Source organism: Streptomyces rugosispiralis, from assembly GCF_024505145.1.
In the GTDB taxonomy this organism is placed as follows: Bacteria; Actinomycetota; Actinomycetes; order Streptomycetales; family Streptomycetaceae; genus Streptomyces; species Streptomyces rugosispiralis.
This window is the reverse complement of record NZ_JANIAA010000002.1, coordinates 218,585-237,300: the sequence shown is the minus strand read 5'-3', so window position 1 is coordinate 237,300 and position 18,716 is coordinate 218,585. Positions and strand designations below refer to the sequence as shown.

Annotated in this window: 15 protein-coding genes; 10 read left to right on the top strand and 5 right to left on the bottom strand. The window is 72.3% G+C overall.

Annotated features, from left to right (window positions below; translation table 11 throughout):
* Positions 1-188 precede the first annotated feature (188 nt).
* Genes NP777_RS05055 through NP777_RS05010 form a run of 10 tightly spaced genes read left to right on the top strand, consistent with a single transcriptional unit; the run spans position 189 to position 12,934 of the window.
* The gene (locus NP777_RS05055; RefSeq protein ID WP_256648820.1) at positions 189-1,289 is read left to right on the top strand and encodes an ABC transporter substrate-binding protein; all 1,101 of its coding nucleotides are present in this window, start codon (positions 189-191) and stop codon (positions 1,287-1,289) included.
* On the top strand, positions 1,286-2,365 hold the full coding sequence (locus NP777_RS05050; protein WP_256648819.1) for an ABC transporter ATP-binding protein: 1,080 nt from the start codon (positions 1,286-1,288) through the stop codon (positions 2,363-2,365). Before NP777_RS05055 ends, NP777_RS05050 begins: the two co-directional genes overlap by 4 nt.
* Entirely contained in the window at positions 2,362-3,258 is an 897-nt protein-coding gene (locus NP777_RS05045; protein WP_256648818.1) for an ABC transporter permease, read from the top strand. The genes NP777_RS05050 and NP777_RS05045 overlap by 4 nt, the downstream gene beginning before the upstream one ends.
* Complete coding sequence (locus NP777_RS05040; RefSeq protein ID WP_256648817.1) at positions 3,255-4,133, top strand: ABC transporter permease; 879 nt, start codon at positions 3,255-3,257, stop codon at positions 4,131-4,133. The genes NP777_RS05045 and NP777_RS05040 overlap by 4 nt, the downstream gene beginning before the upstream one ends.
* Positions 4,130-6,247, top strand: coding sequence for a hydantoinase/oxoprolinase family protein (locus tag NP777_RS05035; RefSeq protein ID WP_256648816.1), 2,118 nt, complete (start codon positions 4,130-4,132; stop codon positions 6,245-6,247). Before NP777_RS05040 ends, NP777_RS05035 begins: the two co-directional genes overlap by 4 nt.
* Positions 6,247-8,214: a hydantoinase B/oxoprolinase family protein gene (locus tag NP777_RS05030; protein ID WP_256648815.1), complete on the top strand. Its 1,968-nt coding sequence runs from the start codon at positions 6,247-6,249 to the stop codon at positions 8,212-8,214. The genes NP777_RS05035 and NP777_RS05030 overlap by 1 nt, the downstream gene beginning before the upstream one ends.
* A gap of 9 nt (positions 8,215-8,223) precedes the next feature.
* Positions 8,224-9,153, top strand: coding sequence for an LLM class flavin-dependent oxidoreductase (locus tag NP777_RS05025; RefSeq protein WP_256648814.1), 930 nt, complete (start codon positions 8,224-8,226; stop codon positions 9,151-9,153).
* Positions 9,153-10,385, top strand: coding sequence for a M20 metallopeptidase family protein (locus NP777_RS05020; protein ID WP_256648813.1), 1,233 nt, complete (start codon positions 9,153-9,155; stop codon positions 10,383-10,385). The genes NP777_RS05025 and NP777_RS05020 overlap by 1 nt, the downstream gene beginning before the upstream one ends.
* Entirely contained in the window at positions 10,378-12,177 is a 1,800-nt protein-coding gene (locus NP777_RS05015; protein ID WP_256648812.1) for a thiamine pyrophosphate-binding protein, read from the top strand. Before NP777_RS05020 ends, NP777_RS05015 begins: the two co-directional genes overlap by 8 nt.
* 43 nt (positions 12,178-12,220) lie before the next feature.
* The gene (locus NP777_RS05010) at positions 12,221-12,934 is read left to right on the top strand and encodes a GntR family transcriptional regulator (protein ID WP_256648811.1); all 714 of its coding nucleotides are present in this window, start codon (positions 12,221-12,223) and stop codon (positions 12,932-12,934) included.
* A 44-nt stretch (positions 12,935-12,978) separates the two neighbouring features.
* Here NP777_RS05010 and NP777_RS05005 read toward each other — a convergent pair whose 3' ends face one another.
* From NP777_RS05005 to NP777_RS04985, 5 genes are all read right to left on the bottom strand, one after another.
* Positions 12,979-14,343 carry an NtaA/DmoA family FMN-dependent monooxygenase gene (locus tag NP777_RS05005; protein ID WP_256648810.1) on the bottom strand — a complete coding sequence of 455 codons (1,365 nt, stop codon included), beginning with the start codon at positions 14,341-14,343 and terminating at the stop codon, positions 12,979-12,981.
* 47 nt (positions 14,344-14,390) lie between these two features.
* The gene (locus NP777_RS05000; protein WP_256648809.1) at positions 14,391-15,458 is read right to left on the bottom strand and encodes an LLM class flavin-dependent oxidoreductase; all 1,068 of its coding nucleotides are present in this window, start codon (positions 15,456-15,458) and stop codon (positions 14,391-14,393) included.
* The gene (locus tag NP777_RS04995) at positions 15,451-16,488 is read right to left on the bottom strand and encodes an aldo/keto reductase (protein ID WP_256648808.1); all 1,038 of its coding nucleotides are present in this window, start codon (positions 16,486-16,488) and stop codon (positions 15,451-15,453) included. Before NP777_RS04995 ends, NP777_RS05000 begins: the two co-directional genes overlap by 8 nt.
* A gap of 72 nt (positions 16,489-16,560) precedes the next feature.
* Positions 16,561-17,784, bottom strand: coding sequence for an acyl-CoA dehydrogenase family protein (locus NP777_RS04990; protein ID WP_256648807.1), 1,224 nt, complete (start codon positions 17,782-17,784; stop codon positions 16,561-16,563).
* Positions 17,781-18,713: a hypothetical protein gene (locus NP777_RS04985; RefSeq protein ID WP_256648806.1), complete on the bottom strand. Its 933-nt coding sequence runs from the start codon at positions 18,711-18,713 to the stop codon at positions 17,781-17,783. The genes NP777_RS04990 and NP777_RS04985 overlap by 4 nt, the downstream gene beginning before the upstream one ends.
* Between the last annotated feature and the right edge of the window lie 3 nt (positions 18,714-18,716).

The window sequence follows — 18,716 nt, the reverse complement described above, 5'->3', positions numbered from 1 at the left end:
GCAAAGGACACCCGTAACCGGCGATCGCCCCGAGGACCCGGCTGTCACCGCCATATGGCTTGTTCTGTTGCAGACGCATGAACAAATCTCCGATTCCTTGCATCCGACTTCGCATGCGAAGGAGTATCGGGAGCACTTCACGGGAGGAAACGCCCGGACGCATCACACCTGACTGAGGAAGAAGCCCTATGACGCACCATGTGAGTCGCCGTGACGTTCTGCGGTCCACCGGAGCGGCCGGACTGGCCCTCCTGGGCGGAGGACTCCTCAGCGCCTGTGGCGCGCCCGGGGGCTCGTCCGGCGGCGGGACCCGGCTGACCATGTTCCGCTGGGCCGGGGCCCAGGGGGAGGTGCCGAAGGAGGTCGGCGACGCGTTCGCGAAGAAGAACGGCGTCACGGTCCGGTACATCGAGGGCACCAACGCCGAGACCTTCCCGAAACTCGTCTCCTCGGTACAGGTCAACGCGCAACGGCCACTGCTGAACCTCGGCTTCTTCAACGCCCAGAGCTTCGCCCAGGGAGCCGCCGAGGGCCTGTGGGCCCCGGTGGACCCCAAGCTCGTCCCCAACGCGGCCAAGGTGCTGCCGGAGTTCCGCCGCGATGACGGCTTGGGGGCGTACACGGTGATGGACGCCATGGGCATCCTTTACAACACCGACGTCGTCAAGAGTCCACCGAAGTCCTGGCTCGATCTGTTCAAGCCCGAGTACCACGGCAAGGTGACCACCTGGGACGCCCCCGCCTTCGCCGTCAACGCCGTGCCCGTCGTCAACAGGCTCAAGGGCGGTGGTGAGGCGGATCTGTCCAAGGGAATCGACGTCTTCGCGGACGCCGCGAAGAAAGGCCAGTTCGCCGGGCTGGTCGCCTCCATCGACCAGCTGCGCAAGCAACTGGTCAGCGGGCAGGTCGTGATAGCCCCCGGCTTCCAGGGCGTGGCCCAGCCCTGGATCGACGCGGGTGACCCCATCGGCTTCGCGGTGCCCTCGGAAGGTGTCATGGCCTTCCCCGAGGGGTTCCAGCTGGTCAAGGGCTCCAGCTCCGAGCAGCTGAAGGAGGGCGCGAAGCTGATGAACGAGATCCTCGCGCCCGGCGCCGTCAGCCGTTACAGCGCGGCCACCGCCACCATCCCGCTCATCGAGGGCGCCGAGCTGCCCGCCAGATTCCGCGGCAAGCCGGGCTTCCAGCTGACGGCGGTGCGGGAATCGCTCCAGCTGGACTGGGGGCGGCTCGCCAAGAGCGTCCAGCAGGCGACGGACCAGTGGAACAGCGACGTCAAGGCACATCTGTGAGCGATCGTGCGATAGCCGTCCGGTCGCTGTCGAAGTCCTTCGGGCGGAAGGACGTGCTCAACGACATCGAACTCACCGTCCGTGCGGGCGAGTTCTTCTCCCTCCTCGGACCGTCGGGGTGCGGCAAGAGCACCGCGCTGCGCATCATCGCCGGGCTGGAGCGGCCCGACCGCGGACGGGTGCTGCTGGGTGGCGCCGACGTCACCGGCACCCCACCCCACCGCCGCCCCACCAATCTCGTCTTCCAGCAGGGCGCGCTGTTCCCGCACATGACCGTGTTCGACAACGTGGCCTATGGGCTGCGGGCACGCAGGACGGGACGCGCTGAGATCACCCGGCGGGTGGCGGAGATCCTCGATGTGGTCGGCATGTCGGAGTTCGCCGGGCGGGCCCCGTCGACGCTCTCCGGCGGCCAGCGCCAGCGGATCGCCATCGCCCGCGCGCTCGTCGGCCGCCCCGATGTCCTTCTGCTCGACGAGCCGCTCAGTGCGCTCGATCTCGGTCTGCAGCTGCGCATGCGCCGCGAGCTGCGCAGGCTCCAGCGGCAGACGGGCACGACGTTCGTCTGCGTCACCCACAACCAGAGCGAGGCGATGGAGGTCTCGGACCGGATCGCCGTGATGAACGACGGGCGGGTGGAACAGATCGGTACGGCCGAGGAACTGTACCGAGCCCCCGTCAGCAGGTTCGTCGCCGGGTTCATCGGCGAGAACAACCTCTTCGACACGGCGCCCGATCCCGGCTCCCCCGGCCGGTCGCGTGCGGACGGCCTGACCTTCCCCGTACCCGGTGGCGGGTCACCGCTGGTGGCGGTGCGGCCGGAGTTCATCCGGGTCGTCGAGCCCTCCGACGAGGGCGCCATCGGCGGCGCGGTCGTCCGCTCGGTCGGCTTCCTCGGGGCGCGGATCCGTATCGTCCTGGAGACCTCGACGGGCCGGGAGGTCCTGGCCGACACCGACGCCCACTCATCCACCGTGACGGTCGGCGCGGCCGTGGGCGTGGCGGTGGACCCCGCCCATCTCACCGTGGTGCCGGCCGACGGCCGGGCCGTCAGGTCCGAGGGGGCGGCCGGATGACCCGGGAGACGCCCGCCCCCGCCCTCACCAAGGAGGGGCGAGGCAGGACACGCGAGCGGCGGGTCGCCTACGCACTGGTCGCGCCCGGGGCCGCCTATCTGGTGCTGATCTTCCTCTCGATCGTCCTGCTGCTGGTGTCGTACAGCTTCCGCACCGAGCAGACCAGCCGCCTCATCGCCCCCTTCGACACCGGCACCTGGGCCGAGGCGCTCAGCAACCCCTACAACCTCGCGGTGCTGTGGACGACACTGCGCGTCGGAGCCCTCGTCACCCTGCTCACCGTGGTCCTCGCCTACCCGATCGCCTGGTGTCTGCTGCGGGTTCGCCGCTGGTGGGTGGCGGGGCTGCTGATGTTCGTCATCTTCTCGCCGATCCTGGTCAGCGTCGTCGTCCGCTCCTACGGCTGGATGCTGCTGCTCGGCCACGGCGGGTTGCTCGGCGGTGTGCTGCGCGGCTGGCTCTACCACGAACCGGGTGTCATCCTCGCCCTGGTCCATGTGGAGCTGCCGTTCGCGGTGTTCCCGCTGCTGGCCTCGCTGCGCAATCTGCCGCCGGGGGTGCTGGAGGCCGCGGCCGACCTCGGCGCGCCCCCGCTCCGCCGGCTGCGCACGGTGCTGCTGCCGCTGACCGCCTCCGGGATCGTCGCCTCCGCCCAGCTGGTCTTCGCGCTGACGGTCAGCGCCTTCGCCACCCCGTCCCTGCTGGGCGGCGGCCGCGTCACCGTCCTCGCGCAGTCGGTGTACCAGAACATCCAGCAGCTGCGCTGGCCGCTGGCAGCCGCCCAGGCACTGCTGCTGCTGGCCATCGCGCTGGCCGTGCTGGCCCTGTTCAACCGGCTCAGCCGGTACGCGGACGTACGCCACCGGAGCCCGGAAGGGGGCGATTCGCGGTGACCCCCGCCGGACGGCGTGCCGCCGCCGCGCTGCGCGTCCTGTTCCTCGCCCTCGTGGCCGTCTTCGTCCTGCTTCCGCTGGCCGTGGTCGTGGTGTCGTCCTTCAGCGTGGACGAGACCGGCGGCGGATGGCCGAGCGGCTTCACCCTCCGGTGGTTCCAGCGGGCGCTGGACCATGAGCCGTTCCGGGTCGGGCTGCTCTATTCGCTGGAGGTCGCGGGCGTGGCGACGGTCATCTCCCTGGTGTTCGGCACCATGGCCGCCTACGCCATCGCCCGGCACCGCTTCCCCGGGCGGGAGCTGCTGCGCTCGGTCTTCGTGATGCCGCTGAGCCTGCCTCGTGTGGTCGCGGGGTTCTGCCTGTTCGTGCTGTACGCGTCGCTGTTCCCGGCCGCGTACGGGACGGTCGGCGGGATCGCCTTCGCGCACTGTCTGCTGCTGATGCCGTTCGTCGTGGCGGTCGTCGGCGCGGCGCTGGCCGGACTCGATCCCGCGCTGGAGGAGGCGGCGCGCGACCTGGGGTCCTCCGCGGGCCGTGCCTTCTGGCACGTGACGCTGCCGCAGATCCGATGGGCACTGCTCGCCGCCGGGATCTTCGCGTTCATCACCTCGTTCGACGAGGTCGACACCTCGGTCTTCTTGATGCCGGCCGATACCACCACCCTGCCCGTCGCCATGTTCCTGCGCCTGGAACAGCAGCAGGACCCCACGGTCACGGCGATGTCCAGCATCCTCATCGCCGGTTCGCTGCTGCTCGCGGCGGCCGCCGCCGTGGCCGCGCGCCGGACCGGCGGGGCCCTGGGCGGCGTGGGCGCGACGGCCGGGGCACGGACCACCGGACCCGAGGGGTCCGCGGAAGGAGAACCCACACCGTGACCGCGCCTCATGCGCTCCGGGCCCGCTACCGGCTCGGCGTCGACGTCGGCGGAACGTTCACCGACATCGTCCTCACCCACGCGGAGGACGGCACCGTGCACACCGCCAAGGTGCCCTCCGACGCGGCCAGGCCCGCCTCGGCCGTGGCGGAGGGCGTCGCCGGCGCACTGGCTCGGCACGGGGTGGACGCGGGCGAGGTGGAGCACTTCGCCCACGGCCAGACGTTCGCCCTCAACACCGTGTTGCAGCGTGCCGGAGCCCGCACCGGGCTGCTGGTGACCTCGGGCTTCCCCGATCTGCTGGAGATCGGCCGGCTGCGGCTGCGCGACCCCATCGACTTCTTCGCCGCCCCGCGCCGTCCGCTCGTCGACCGCGCGGACGTCCGGGAGGTGGACGAGCGGCTCCGCGCGGACGGCGGTGTGGAGCGTCCGCTGGACGAGGCCGGGCTGCTGGCCGCCGCCGGGGCGCTGGTGGCGGACGGTGTCCAGGCGCTCGCGGTGTCCTTTCTGCACGCCCATGCCCATCCCGAGCACGAGCGGCGTGCCGTGGAGCTGCTCCGCGCCGCGCACCCCGGGCTGGTCATCGTGGGCGCGGCCGAACTGTGGCCGGAGGAGAAGGAGTACGAGCGCACGACCGTCGCCGTGCTGGCCGCCCATGTGGCCGGACTGCTCGGCGACTATCTCGGTGAACTTTTCGACCGGCTGCGGGCGCTGGGGCTGCGCTGCCCGCTGTACATCGCCAAGTCCAATGGCGGTGTGATGTCGCTGGACACCGGGTCCGCCGAGATCCTGCGGGCCGCCGTCGAGACGCTGCTCTCCGGTCCCGCCGCGGGCGTCGCCGGGGCGATCCGGCTGGCGGGCGCCGCGGGGGTCGACCGGCTCATCACGATGGACATGGGCGGCACCAGCGTCGATGTCGCGCTCGTCGAGGACGACATCCCGTACTCGACCGACAGCGTGCTCGGTGACTTCCCGCTGATCATCCCCACGGTGGAGATCTCCTCCATCGGCGCGGGCGGCGGCTCGCTGGCCCGGGTCGACTCCTCGGGGGTGCTCAAGGTCGGCCCGCGCAGCGCGGGCGCCGTCCCCGGACCCGCCGCGTACGGGCGTGGTGGTACGGATCCCACGCTCACCGACGCGTATGTGGTCTGCGGTTTCATCGATCCGGAGGACTTCGCTGGCGGTGCCGTGACCATCGACCCACAGGCCGCGTACGCGAGCCTGCGCCCCCTGGCCCGGCGGCTCGGCCTGACGGTGGAACAGGCCGCGGCCGCCACGATCGACGTGGCGACCGCCATGATGCACGCCCAGCTCGTCCCGCTGCTCGCCCGCCGCGGCCTGGACGCGACGGGCTCCCATCTCGTCGCCTACGGCGGCGCCGGGCCGGTACACGCCGCCCTGCTCGCCCGCTCGCTGAACATCCGGCGAGTGCTCGTCCCCTGGTCGCCGGGCACGCTCTGCGCCTTCGGCGCCCTCGCCACGGGCTTGCGCCAGGACGTGGTCGCGTCCATCGGCGAGACGACGGCGACGCTGGACGACGCCCGTCTGGAACGGGTCTGGAAGGACCTCGCCGAACAGGCGCACGCCTGGTACGCGCGACAGCACACGGCGCCGTACCAGCGGCCCGAGCTGCGCCGCTGGGCCGATGTCCAGCTGGTCGGCCAGTCCTTCACGCTCCCGGTGGTCCTGCCGGACGGCCGACCGCCGACGGTCGAGGCCTTGCGCTCGCTCTTCGCCGATGCCTACCGGGCCGCCTACGGCGTGGACGCCTCGGGCGGCGAACTGGACGTCCGCAACCTGCGGGTGACCCTGACCGCCCCCGGCGATCCACGGCTTCCGGCGGTGGCGGCGGGCGCGGCGGGGGCGCCGCGCGAGCACACCGTCCACGAATCCGGTGAGCGTCGCCGTGCGGTGCGGCTGCGCCGGGACGAGCTGCCGGTGGGCACGACGGTCCACGGCCCGCTGGTCGTCTCGGCCCCCGACACCACCGTCTTCGTACCGACGGGAGCGGCGGCCCGTGCGGACGCCCTGGGAAATCTGCTGATCGACCTGGCCCCGGACGGCGATCCGGCCACCGGTCAGGGCAACGACACCGAGGACAGGAGGGAATCGTGATGCGCGGCTCCCCCGTGACACGGGAGATCCTCTCCCACCGGCTGACCGCCGTGGTCGAGGAGATGGCCGAGACCATCCGGCGGACCAGTTTCAGTGTGTTCGTCAAGCAGACCGCCGACTTCGGCACCTGCCTGGTGACCCCCGGGGGTGAGGTCTTCGCCGCGCCCCGGGCCATCTCCGGCAATCTGATGATCGGGATTCCCGCGCGCCGTGCCATCGAGTCGCTCGGTCCCTACCGCCCCGGCGATGTCGGCATCAGCAACGACCCCGACGCCACAGGTGGTCTGGTCACCCATCTGCCCGACATCTGGCTGTGGGCGCCGATCTACGCGGGCGGACGGATCATCGCGTTCGCCTTCAGCTTCGTCCACTCCTCCGACATCGGCGGCGATGTGCCCGGCTCCATCTCCTGGGCGCACACCGACCGCTGCCAGGAGGGGCTGCTGATCCCGCCCGCCAAGCTCCGTGCGGCGGGCCGGACCAATGAGGCGCTGCTGCGCACCATCCTGTCCAACACCCGGGTGCCGGAGCAGAACCGCGGCGACATCGAGGCGCAGCTGACCGGGCTCGCCACCGCGCAGCGCCGTATCGACGAGATCGTCACCGGTTACGGCGCCGAGGCGCTCGGGGACGCGATCGAGGACCTGCTGGACGAGGCGGCCGGCCGCGCGGCCCGGCTCGTCGACCGGCTGCGCGACGGCCGGTACCGCTTCGTCGACTATGTCGAGGGGCTGGAGGAGGACGGCGTGACGACGGTGCCGCCCACCCGGCTGAGCCTGGAGCTGACGGTCTCCGGGGGCTCCACCCATCTCTCGTTCGCCGGTACCTCCCCCCAGGTGGCGGAGGCGATCAATCTGCCCACCGGCGGCGAACCCGGTCACTACATGCTGGTGTTCGCCCTGGTGAACTACTTCTGCTCGCTCGACCCCGGGATCCCGTACAACTCGGGGCTGGTGCGCGGTATCACCGCCGAACTGCCGCCCGGTTCCATCGTCAACCCCGGGCCCGGGGCCACCTGCGGAGTGCGGGCCGCCGTCTTCTTCCGGATCATGGACTGTGTGCTGGGCTGTCTCGCCCAGGCGGCTCCCGAGTCCGCGTTGGCCACCTCCTCCGGTGCCGTGGCCATCGCGACCGTCGCCCACGCCGACCCCGTGACGGGGCAGCGCCAGGTCTCCGTCGGGCAGCCGCTGACCGGCGGTTCGGGGGGCCGTCCCGACCGGGACGGGCTCAACGGGACGAGCTTCACCGGCGGATGGCTGCGCAACGTCCCCAACGAACTGCTGGAGCGGGACGCGCCGGTGCTCGTCGAGGAGTACCGCTACCGCCCGGACTCCGGTGGCGCGGGGCGCAGACCCGGTGGAGCGGGCATCGTGCTGCGGCTGCGTGCCCTCGCCGACGGGGTCACCCTCGCCGTACGGGGCATGGAGCGGCTGCTCTTCCAGCCGTGGGGGGTGAACGGCGGACGGCCCGGCGCTCCGGGGCGCGCCGTGCTCAACCCGGGGACACCCGGAGAGCGGGAGCTCGGACGGATCAACGTCGTCACCCTGGCCGCCGGTGATGTGCTGCTCATCGAGACCGCCGGTGGCGGCGGTCTCGGCGACCCCGCCGACCGCGCGCCGGACGAGGTGGCCGCCGACGCGGCCCGCGGACTGATCGGCCCGGAGCAGGCGTCGCGCGCCTACGGGGTGGTCCTGCGGGACGGCGCCGTCGACGCGGCGGCCACCGAACGCGGCCGGGCCTCGCCGCCCGAGCCCGCGGGACCGTTCGACCTGGGGGCGGCGCGCCGGGCGTACGACGAGCGGTGGCCGCAAGCCGTACAGGAACAGCTGATCGCGGCCGTCGAGCGGCTGCCCCGGGCGCGGCGCGCCGGGTCCTACCGCGCCGCCTATCTCGCGGCACAGGCGCGGGCCGGGGCCGGTCCCGTCACCGCGGAGCTGATCAGGGACGTCATCGAGGAACAGGGCTGAGACACGACCATGACGACGACACACTTGCGATTCGGGCTGATGACCTACGAGGCCGCACCCTGGCCGGAGCTGACGGCACGGTGGCGCGCCTTCGAGGAGCAGGGCTTCGACAGCCTGTGGGCCGGCGACCATGTGTGGAGTTCCATCGATGACGGCGGTGCCACCTCCAAGCCCCGCTTCGACGCCTGGCAGCTCGCCGCGGGCATGGTCGCGGCGACCGAGCGCATCACCGTGGGGACGCTGGTCAGCGCCTTCCCGCTGCGCAACCCCGCGGTGCTCGCCAAGCAGACCGTCACGCTCGACCACATGTCAGGCGGCCGTTTCGTCCCCGGCATCGGCGCCGGGGGCAATCCGAAGGACCATGCCGTGGCGGGCGTGGAGAGCTGGCCGCCCGCCGAGCGGGCGGCGCGCTTCGACGAGTACAGCGCGGTCGTCGGCGGGCTGCTGCGGCAGGACCGCTTCGACTTCTCCGGCAGCCACTACCGCGTCGAGGGAGCCGTGCGCGCCCCCGCGCCGGTCGCGGCGCCCCACCCGCCGCTGCTGATCGCCGCGCATGTCGAGTCGACCATCCGGATCGCCGCGCGGGACGCCGACATCTGGAGTACCTACGGCACGCTCTTCTCCCAACTGCGCCGGGGTGTGAAGCTGAGCGAGGCGGAGAGTCTGCGGCTCACCCGGGACCGCGGGCGGCTCCTCGATGAGCACGCGGAGCGGTTCGGCCGTGACCCGGCGAGCATCCGGAAGTCGTTCATGGCCGGGTTCACCGAGGACGCGCCCTGGGAGTCGGCCGAACGGTTCACCGACTTCATCGGCCGGTTCGCCGAGATCGGCATCACCGAGTTCATGTTCCCGTATCCGCTCCAGGGGCCGCACAAAGCGGGCGTCTTCGAGGAGGTCGTCGCGGAGGTCCTGCCGAAGCTGCGGGCGGAGGGTGTCTGATGGGGGGCCTGTTCGAGGAGGAGGCCGCCGCGCTCGCCGGTGACCTGGTCGCGCTGCGCCGGTCGCTGCACACCGCCCCCGAGGTCGGGCTGCACCTGCCCGGTACCCAGGCCGTGGTGCTGGACGCGCTCGCCGGGACGGGGCTGAGCGTGCGGACGGGTGAGAACCTCAGCTCGGTGGTCGCGGTGCTGGACGGCGCCGGACCGGGGCCGACGGTACTGCTGCGCGGTGACATGGACGCGCTTCCGGTGCGGGAGCGCACCGGGCTGCCGTTCGCCGCCGAGGGCGAGGCGATGCACGCCTGCGGCCACGATCTGCACACCGCGGGACTCATCGGCGCGGTGCGGCTGCTGGCGGCGCGCCGGGAGGAGATCTCGGGCAGCGTGGTCTTCATGTTCCAGCCCGGGGAGGAGGGGTACGACGGAGCGGGGCTGATGCTCGACGAGGGGCTGCTCGATGCCACGCCCCGGCCGCCGGACGCGGCGTACGCGCTGCATGTCGTCGCCGATCTGCCCGCGGGCCGCTGCTACACCCGGCCCGGCCCGATCATGGCCTCCTACGGCGTGCTGGAGGCGACGGTCACCGGGCGGGGCGGACACGGCGGGCGGCCGCATGAGGCGCTCGATCCGGTACCGGTCGCCGCCGAGGCCGCCACCGCGCTGCAGACGTATGTGACCCGCCGCTTCGACGCGTTCGAGCCGGTGGTGGTGACCGTCGGCGAGTTCCACGCCGGGACCGCGCCGAATGTGATCCCCGAGCACGCCGTCTTCCGTGCGGGGGTGCGGTCGTTCTCCGACCCGGTCACCGAGCGGCTGGCCGCCGAACTTCCGGCGCTGGTCCAGGGGATCGCCGCCGCCCATGGGGCACGGGCCGAGGTCACCTTCGAGACGGTCTTGCCCGCCACGGTCAACTCCCCGGAGCACGCGGCCCTGTTCGCCGGGACGGCCCGGGAGCTGTTCGGCGACGACCGCTTCGAGGAACTCGCCCGGCCGCGGATCGGCTCGGAGGACTTCTCGCGTGTCCTGCGCCGTGTTCCGGGGGCCTACGGCTATCTCGGGGCGGCGCCGCCCGGCGCCCCCGGGCCCCCGTCCGGAAACCACTCCCCCACCGCGGTGTTCGAAGACTCCGTGACCGCGGACGCCGCCCGGCTGCTGGCGGCACTCGCCTGGCAGCACGTCGGCCCGGCGCCGACGGCGCCCCCGACGCATCGAACAGGAGACGCACGTGACTGATCTGGGATCGACCGGCCCATCCGCCGTCTCGGCGCCGGTGGACGACGTCCCCGGCACCGGCGGCACCCGGCCGCGCCGGGGTGCCGACGTCCTGGTGGACGCGCTGGTCGCCGGTGGCGTCGACACGCTCTTCGGCGTTCCGGGCGACACCGGAGTGGCGTTCTACGACGCCCTCTACCACCGCGCCGAGGACATCCGGCACGTCCTCGCCCGCGATGAGCGCCACGCCGGAGCCATGGCCGACGCCTATGCCCGGAGTGGCAACCGGGTCGGCGTCGTCGAGGTCTCCAGCGGCGGTGGCACCACCTATGTGGTGGGCGGACTCGGCGACGCGTACGCCTCGGGCGTACCCGTCCTCCTGCTGACCTCCGACATCCACACGCGAAGCCGCGGCACCGGCGCGCTCACCGAGATCGACCAGACCGCCCTCTTCTCCGCCGTCACCAAGTGGACCCGGGTGGCCGAGAGCGCCGCGGAGATCCCGTCGCTGCTGCACGAGGCGCTGCGCACCGCCGTGTCGGGGCGCCCGGCCCCGGTGGCCCTGATCGTCCCGGAGAACGTGCTCGACGAACCCGCCGAGGACATCACCGCGGTCCCCGGCGTGCCCGCGCTGCCCGCCGTCCGCGCCACCGCCGATCCGGGGGCCGTGGCGCGGGCGGCGGACGTGCTCTCGCGCGCCGGGCGCCCCACCCTCCTCGTAGGCTCCGGCGTGCATGTCTCGGGCGCCTGGGACGTCCTGGAAAGGCTCGCCGACGCGCTCGGCGCGGCCGTGGCCACGACCATCCACGGCAAGGGCGCCCTGCCCGACACCTCCGACTGGTCGCTCGGGGTGGTCGGCAACAACGGAGGGCGGCCCGGTGCCAACGCCGCCGTACGCGACGCGGACGCCGTCCTGCTCGTGGGCACACGGGCGAACGCCACCGACACCAACAGCTGGACCGGGCCCAGCCGGGACCCCCGGGGCGGGGCCACCGTCATCCAGATCGACATCGACGCCGACCGCGCCGGGCGCAACTTCCCGGACGCGATCCGGCTCGTGGGCGACGCCGCCACCGTGCTCGGCCGGCTCCTCGCGCACATCACACCGGTGGACGCCGACGTCCGTACCGAGCGCCGCGCACGGGTGAGGGCCGCCCGCGCGGACACGGCCGACTGCCTCACCGGGGCGCCCGCCACCGCGGCCGACGGACAGTTGCTGCCCGCCGATGTCGTACGCACGGTCAACTCGGTCCTCGGCGACGGCACTCTGGTCGTGGCCGACCCCGGCACCCCCACCCCCAACGTGGCGGCGTTCTGGCGGCAGACCCGTGCCGCGCGCAGTGTGCTGATCCCGCGCGGACACGGCCCGATGGGCTATGCCATCCCGGCCGCCGTCGGGGTGGCGATGGCCCATCCCGGCCGCGAGGTGGTCTCCTTCACCGCCGACGGCAGTTTCGCCATGGCCTGTGGCGAGCTGGAGACGGCCGTACGGCTGCGACTGCCCATCGTGCACCTGCAGTTCACCAACCACAGCCTCGGCTGGATCAAGATGCTCCAGCATCTGTACACCGGACGGCGCTACTTCGGCGTCGATCCCGGCACCATCGACGCGGTCGGCGTGGCGCGGGCCTGCGGCATGCGGGCCCACCGTGTCCGGTCCCTGCCCGACCTGACCCGGAGGCTGCGCTCGTTCCACGAGGACGGCGGTCCGCTCTACCTCGACATCGAGGTCCCTCACCTGATCGACCACACGCCTCCCGTGCCCGCCTGGGACGCCGGCCGGGCGGGCACCGGTGAACGACCGGTTTACTAGAACCGTCGCACACCAGTCCCCAGGCGATGAGGAACAGGATCGGATGACCCAGACTCCAGCACAGTCGGAACCCGCGGAGCGCGCTCCCGACGAAAGCCCCGCGCGGAACGCCGATCCGGGCCCCCGCCCGCGTACCCGGCGCTCGGAGGAGGTGTACTGGACACTGCGCCGGGAGATCACCGCCGGTGTGCTGCGACCCAACGCCGCGCTGGTCGAGGACGAGATCGCCGCCCGGCTCGGCGTCTCGCGTACACCGGTGCGCGAGAGCATGCAACGGCTGGAGGCGGACGGGCTCATCGACTCCCATCGGCGGCGCTGGATCGTGCATGAGCACACCCAGGACGAGATCGTCCAGCTGTACGAGGTCAGGTGCGGACTCGAAAGCCACGCCGCCCGCCTGGCCGGCCGGCGGGCCACACCGGAACAGCTCAAGGCGATCGAGGGCTGGCGGCCGAGGATGACCGCCCACGACCCGGCGGTACTCGGCGACCGCGCCGGCAACAACGACAGCTTCCACGACGCGATCAACGCGGCCTCGGGCAACCCCCGGCTGCTGGCGGCGATCCAGGCCAACCGCCTGTTCCACTTCAACACCCGGCTGGCGGCCCTCTACAGCCCCGATGAGCTCGCCCGATCCTCCCGGCAGCACGGCGAGCTCATCACGGCGGTATGCGCCCGTGACGCCGAACGGGCGGCGACGACCGCACGCGAACACGTGGAGTTCTCCCTGGAGTTGATCCTGCGGAAGCTGTTCTGACGGTGGGCGGGCACCCCGGCGCCGGTCCCGGACGCCGGGGCGAGTCAGCCGGATCCGGTGAGCCGGTGCGCGCGGTGGTCCGGCCGCTCGGCGACGCCGGCGTGCCGCGGCCGCCTGAGCCCGAGTCGTTCGCGGAGCGTGCCGCCGGTGTACTCCTCCCGGAACAGACCGCGTGCCCGCAGGATCGGGACCACCAGGCGCGTGAAGTTCTCGAAGTCGACCGCGGTGTCGGCCGGCATGATGGTGAAGCCGTCGGCCGTACCGCCGCGGAACCAGTCCTCGAGGTCGTCGGCGACCTGGGCGGCGGAGCCGACCAGGAGCCGGTGGCCCGCGCCACCGGCCGAGCGGTGCACCAGTTCGCGCGGGGTGCGGGGGCGCTCGGCGATCAGGGCGCGCGTCGACTCGTCGAAGCCGACGGAGAACGCCCCCGCCACGGGAGCGTCCGGGAGGTCGTCGATCGTGATGATGTCGTCGGGTCCGAATCTGTCCACGGGCAGACCGAGACCGGTGACGACGGTCGCGGCGAGCCGCTTCAGCGGAAGCGTTCCGTACAGTTCCCGCTCCCGGCGCCGGGCCTCGTCCTCGGTCTCGGACACGAGGACGACCACGCCGAGTGAGACCTTGACGTCGTCCGGGTGACGCCCGGCCGCCGTGGCGCGCCGGCGGATGTCATCGCGGAAGGCGACCGCCTTCAGTTGGGTCTGCGCCACGGTGAAGACGACATCGGCGAAGTCACCCGCGAGCCGCAGCCCGCCTTCCGAGCCTCCGGCCTGGACGATCACGGGTCGTCCCTGTGGTCCGGCGGGTACCGGCAGTGGGCCGCGGACCGAGAAGAACTCGCCGTGGTGGTCGATGGGGTGGATCAGGTCCGGGTCGGCGTAGCTGCCGTCGGTCTTGTCGCCGGTGATGGCTCCCGGCTCCCACGCGTCCCACAACCGGGTGACGGCGTCCAGGAATTCATGGGCCCGGCGGTATCGCGTCGGTTTGTCCGGGTGGTCGTCCAGGCCGAAGTTCGCCGCCGCGGCGGCGGTTCCGGTGGTCACGATGTTGACCGCGGCGCGTCCCTTGCTCACATGGTCCAGCGCGTTGAAGCGGCGCGCCAGGTTGTAGGGCGAGTTGTACGTCGTGGAACTGGTGATGACGAAGCCGAGGTGGTCCGTGCTCCCGGACAGGTGGGCCAGCAGGATCAGCGGATCCAGCCCGCCGTCCGGTGCGTGCTCGATACCGGCTCCGAGAGCGGGACCGTCCCCCAGGAAGACAGCGTCGATCTTGGCGTCCTCGGCGGCTTCGGCGAGCCGCCTGAAATGGCCGACGTCCAAGTAGGCAAACGGATCGGCGTGCGGCAGTCGCCACGCCTGCCGGAAGTGTCCGGGAGTCAGGAGTGAGAGGTTGAGGTGAAAGCCGGTCACGGCCGCGGTGCTCCCCTCCGGGGGATCAGTGATTCGGACACGGTGGCTCACGGCTCCTGACCCGGATGCCATCCGAGCCGCGGTGCGATCTCCCGGGCGGTGGCGGTGAGCAGCCGGATGTGCTCGTCGAACTCCGGCACGCCGGGGACGAAGCTGACCAGCAGGTCGGTGATTCCGGTGAGGGAGGGGTCGGCGGCGAGGGACTCGGCGATCGCCCCGGCCGGTCCGAGCAGCGATCGGTCGCGTTCGAGGTATTCCTCGACGCTGAGCTCGATATCGTCGCGGCGCCTCGAACCCCAGGACTGCCAGCGGCTCACACCAGGTGTGACGGCACGGATGGCACTGGCGCCGTCGCGGTGCGGATAGACCGCGCGGGAGACTTGGACGCGCGGTTCGTACCCGGCCCCGGCCGCGGCCCGGCGGTACGAGGCGACGATATCGGCTTGCCGCTCGGCGGTCTGCCGGCCGGCCCAGTCGCCGGCCCGGGAGAGCTGCAGCCCGTCGCCCGTTCCGGCGGCGGTGATCGCCGCGTCGACGGCCCGTTCGGGGTCGCTCGTGGTGGCCTGCCACAACCGCCGCCGCACCGCGGTGCCCGGGGGGTGCAGCACTTCCCCGGCGGTGTTGACCGGACGCCCCTCCAGGATCTCGTGCAATCTCGCCACGTTCCGGTCGAAGAGCGCGTGCTTGTCATCGAGGCTGCGGCCGAACGCCTCCCAGGCCGTGGGGAACGGCCCCGAGCCGACGCCCAGCTCGACCCGCCCGCCGCTGAGCTCGTCGAGCACGGCCGCGTCCTCGGCGACCACCAGGGGATCGGCGAGCGGCAGGACCAGCACCCCGGTGCCGAGCCGGATGCGGCTGGTGTGTTCGGCGATCGCGGCCAGCAGCACGAGCGGGGCGGAGACGTGTTCGTTGCCTTGGCGGAAGTGGCGCTGGATCACCCAGCCCGAGTCGTAGCCGAGTCGCTCGGCGGCGACGAACAGGTCGATGGCCTGACGGTAGGCCACGGCGGGAGCGAGGTCCGAGTCGAGGTGGAGCAGGAAGCCGAGCCGGAAGGGGCGACCGTCCGCCACCCCGGCTCCGACCGCCCCGGTCCGCTCGGAGACCCCCTCAGACACGGACGCCGGTCCCGTGGACGCCGTGCTGGTCGATGAGTGCGAGCTCCTCGTCGGTCAGCGGCGGGAAGTCCAGCGCCCGGGTGTTGTGGTCCAACTGCCAGGTCGAACTGGCGCCGATGAGCGCACTGGTCACCTGCGGCTGCCGCAGCACCCATTGCAGCGCGAGCTGTGCCAGTGACTGTCCGCGCCGCTGGGCGATCTCGTTGAGCGCCGTGGCTCGTTCGCGGTAGGTGTCGTCGATGTCGTCGGCCGACAGGAAGGCGCTGTTCCGGGCTCGGGCGTCCGGGGGGATCGTGCCGTCGAGGTATTTGTTGGTCAGCAGCCCCTGGGCCAGCGGGCTGTAGACGACGAGGCCGAAGCCGTCCTCGGCGGCGAGCTTGAGCAGACCGTTGATCTCCGGGCGGCGATCGAAGATCGAGTACCGCGGCTGATGCACCAGCAGGGGAACCCCGGCCCGGCGGAGCGACTCGGCCGCCTCATGGGCGCGCTCCGGGGCGTAGTTGGAGATTCCGGCGTACAGCGCCTTCCCGGACCGGACCGCGGTGACCAGCGCGCCGACCGTCTCCTCCAGCGGGGTGGCGGGGTCGGGGCTGTGGCTGTAGAAGATGTCGACGTAATCGGTGCCGAGGTCGCGCAGGCTGTGGTCGAGCGAGGTCAGCAGCGACTTGCGCGAGCCTCCCCTGTGGTAGGGGCTCGGTCCGATCGGATTTCCGGCCTTGGTGGAAAGGATCAGCTCGTCCCGGTAGGGGGCGAGGTCCCTCCTCAGCACCGTGCCGAAGAACTTCTCCGCGGCGCGGTGCGGGGGACCGTAGCGGTTGGCGTTGTCGAAGTGGGTGATCCCGAGATCGAAGGCGTGCAGCACGATCTCACGCTGGGTTTCGTAGGGGTGATCGGTCCCGAACTTCTGCCAGAGGCCGAAGGAGAAGGCGGGCAGGTCGAGGCCCGAGTTCCCGGTGCGGCGGTACTCCTGCCCGTCGTAGCGGCCGTCCGCCGCGCGGTGGGTGGTCTCGAAGGGTCCGTGAGCCGGCATGGATCAGTGTCCTTGTCTGAACGTCGGAGGAGGTGGCGGCGGTTGCCTGCCGGGCGGGGCTTCCGGAAGCTTTCAGAAGAGCCCGGTGGTCGGTGGCTCCTCACCGGCGAGGTGGTAGGCGCCGACCACGGCGGCCTTCCAGTCCCGGGGATTGTGGTTGGCGACGGTTCGGGCGTTGCGCCAGTGCCGGTCGAGGGCGTACTCCCGACTGGTCGCGGAGCCGCCGCCCACGTCGAAGAGTAGTTCCCCTGCCTTGAGGGCCGACTCGATGGCGATGTACTGGGCCTGGGCGACGGTGATGGCAGCGGTGGCCCCGGCGCCGCGGACCACGGCGTCCGGGGTGTGCCGGACCTGGTCCAGGGTTTCCGCGGCGAGAACCACGGAGGACCGGGCGGCGTATGCGCGGGCCGAGATCTGGCCCACGACATGCCGGACGTAGGGGTCGTCGACGCTGGTGTCCGCCGTGCTGTGTTTGATCGGACGGGCCCTCTCCCGGCCGAACCAGATCGCGTCGTCGAGCGCGGCGGCGGCGATACCGGCCTGGATGGACGCCAGGTAGAGCTGCGCGAACGACCCCAGCCACGGATTGCGCAGCTTCGCCTTGTCGGTGCGGACGAGTTCGTCGTCGGTGACACGGACGTCGGTCAGCCGGGTGGATCCGCTGGCCGTGAGCCGTTGGCCGACGGCATCGAAGTCGTCGATCACATCGACGCCCTCCCGGTCGGTGGGAACGGTGAAGTGGACGATGCCGCCGTCGTCGTCGACCGCTGTGCCGCCGAACCAGTCCGCGTAGAGACCGCCGGTGCTGTAGTACTTGGTGCCGTTCAGCACGTAGCCGGCACCGTCCCCACGGATGGTGGTGGCCACGGAGCCACTCGCACCACCGTTTCGTTCGTTGCCGGTACCGGCGAAGAGGTCACCGCGTCGCAGCCGCTCGAGCGCACGCTCCCGCTGGGGCAGGTCACGGCGGGTGGTGACCTGGTTGGCCGTCAGGAAGCTCGACCGGAGCGCCTGGGCGACGCCCGAGTCGGCACGGGCCAGGTCGATGACCACCTCGACGATGTCACGGACCGTCCCACCCGCGCCGCCGTCCGCCGCCGGAACGCCGATCAACAGCACCCGCGCCCCGGCGAGAGCGCGCACCTGCTCGAACGGGTGGTTCCGGGTGCCTTCACGGGAGCGCGCGGTCTCGGCCAGCTCGGCGAGAACGGGCGCGATGGCCGAGCGGATCCCCGCGACGGTCGGAGGAGTGGCGGGCTCGGCGGCCTGGCCGGTGGCGTGCAGCGTCTCGGTCACGATGCGGCCCCCACCGGCCCGGACAGGCCGAGAGCGGCGCGCAGGGTCGCTCCGGACGAGGGCTTCAGCCCTGGCACCAGCGCCCGCAGCACGGCGAGGATCTGGTCCCTGTCGCCCCTGGGGACGAGTACCAGCCCGTCGAAGGCGTGCCGCGCCGCCCAGTCGGTCGCGTCGGCGGCGGTCCGCTCCGCGTCCGCCACGTCCGCGGGCAGTTCGACCCGGCCGAGCACGCCGATCTCCTCGCGCCGTCGGCCGGCGCGGCCGAGTGCCTCGGGCAGTCGCACGGCCGCCTCCGGGACCCGGGCCTCGGTGACGACGACGGCGTCGGCAAGGCCTGCGACATCGATCCAGTCCAGACCGTCGCGGGCGTCGGCGACGAGCACCGGCCGCCCCTGCGGGGAGGACGGTCCGTCGAGGGGGCCCGCCACGCGGTAGAAGGAGCCCTCATGGCCGATCGGCTCGATGAGGGTGTCCTCCGCGAAGACGCCGGTGGTCTGGTCGCCGAGCAGCGCCGTCGCGGGGAAGCTCTCCCACAGGCCGGTGAGGACGCGGGCGTACTCGGCCCATCGCCGGGGCCGTGCCGTGGCGGTCCGGTCGGGAACCACGGCCGCACTGACCTCGTCGCCGTCTCCGGCGCGGAGGGCCAGGCCGGAGCGGCCCGCGGTGGCCCGGTCCAGGGAGAGCACCCGGCGGGCGAGGTTGTAGGGGGCGTTGTGCGTCGTCGGGGCCTCGGCGATCCAGTGCGACGCGGGGAAGCGTCCGGCGAGGTAGGCGGCGACCGCCGTGGTGTCGAGTACCTCCTCCGGACCGTCGTCGACGAGGCGGACCGCGGTCACGCCCGTGTCGCGGGCGACCGCGGCGACCTCGATCGCATCGGCGGCGGAGAGGGCGGACCCGACCGCGAGGTCGAGGATGATGGCTCTGGTCATGTG

Coding starts and splice junctions, on each gene's coding strand:
- NP777_RS05020 (WP_256648813.1), top strand. CDS start 9,153: ATGGGGGGCCTGTTCGAGGAGGAGGCCGCCGCGCTCGCCGGTGACCTG.
- NP777_RS04995 (WP_256648808.1), bottom strand. CDS start 16,488: ATGCCGGCTCACGGACCCTTCGAGACCACCCACCGCGCGGCGGACGGC.
- NP777_RS05030 (WP_256648815.1), top strand. CDS start 6,247: ATGCGCGGCTCCCCCGTGACACGGGAGATCCTCTCCCACCGGCTGACC.
- NP777_RS05025 (WP_256648814.1), top strand. CDS start 8,224: ATGACGACGACACACTTGCGATTCGGGCTGATGACCTACGAGGCCGCA.
- NP777_RS05010 (WP_256648811.1), top strand. CDS start 12,221: ATGACCCAGACTCCAGCACAGTCGGAACCCGCGGAGCGCGCTCCCGAC.
- NP777_RS04985 (WP_256648806.1), bottom strand. CDS start 18,713: ATGACCAGAGCCATCATCCTCGACCTCGCGGTCGGGTCCGCCCTCTCC.
- NP777_RS05045 (WP_256648818.1), top strand. CDS start 2,362: ATGACCCGGGAGACGCCCGCCCCCGCCCTCACCAAGGAGGGGCGAGGC.
- NP777_RS05055 (WP_256648820.1), top strand. CDS start 189: ATGACGCACCATGTGAGTCGCCGTGACGTTCTGCGGTCCACCGGAGCG.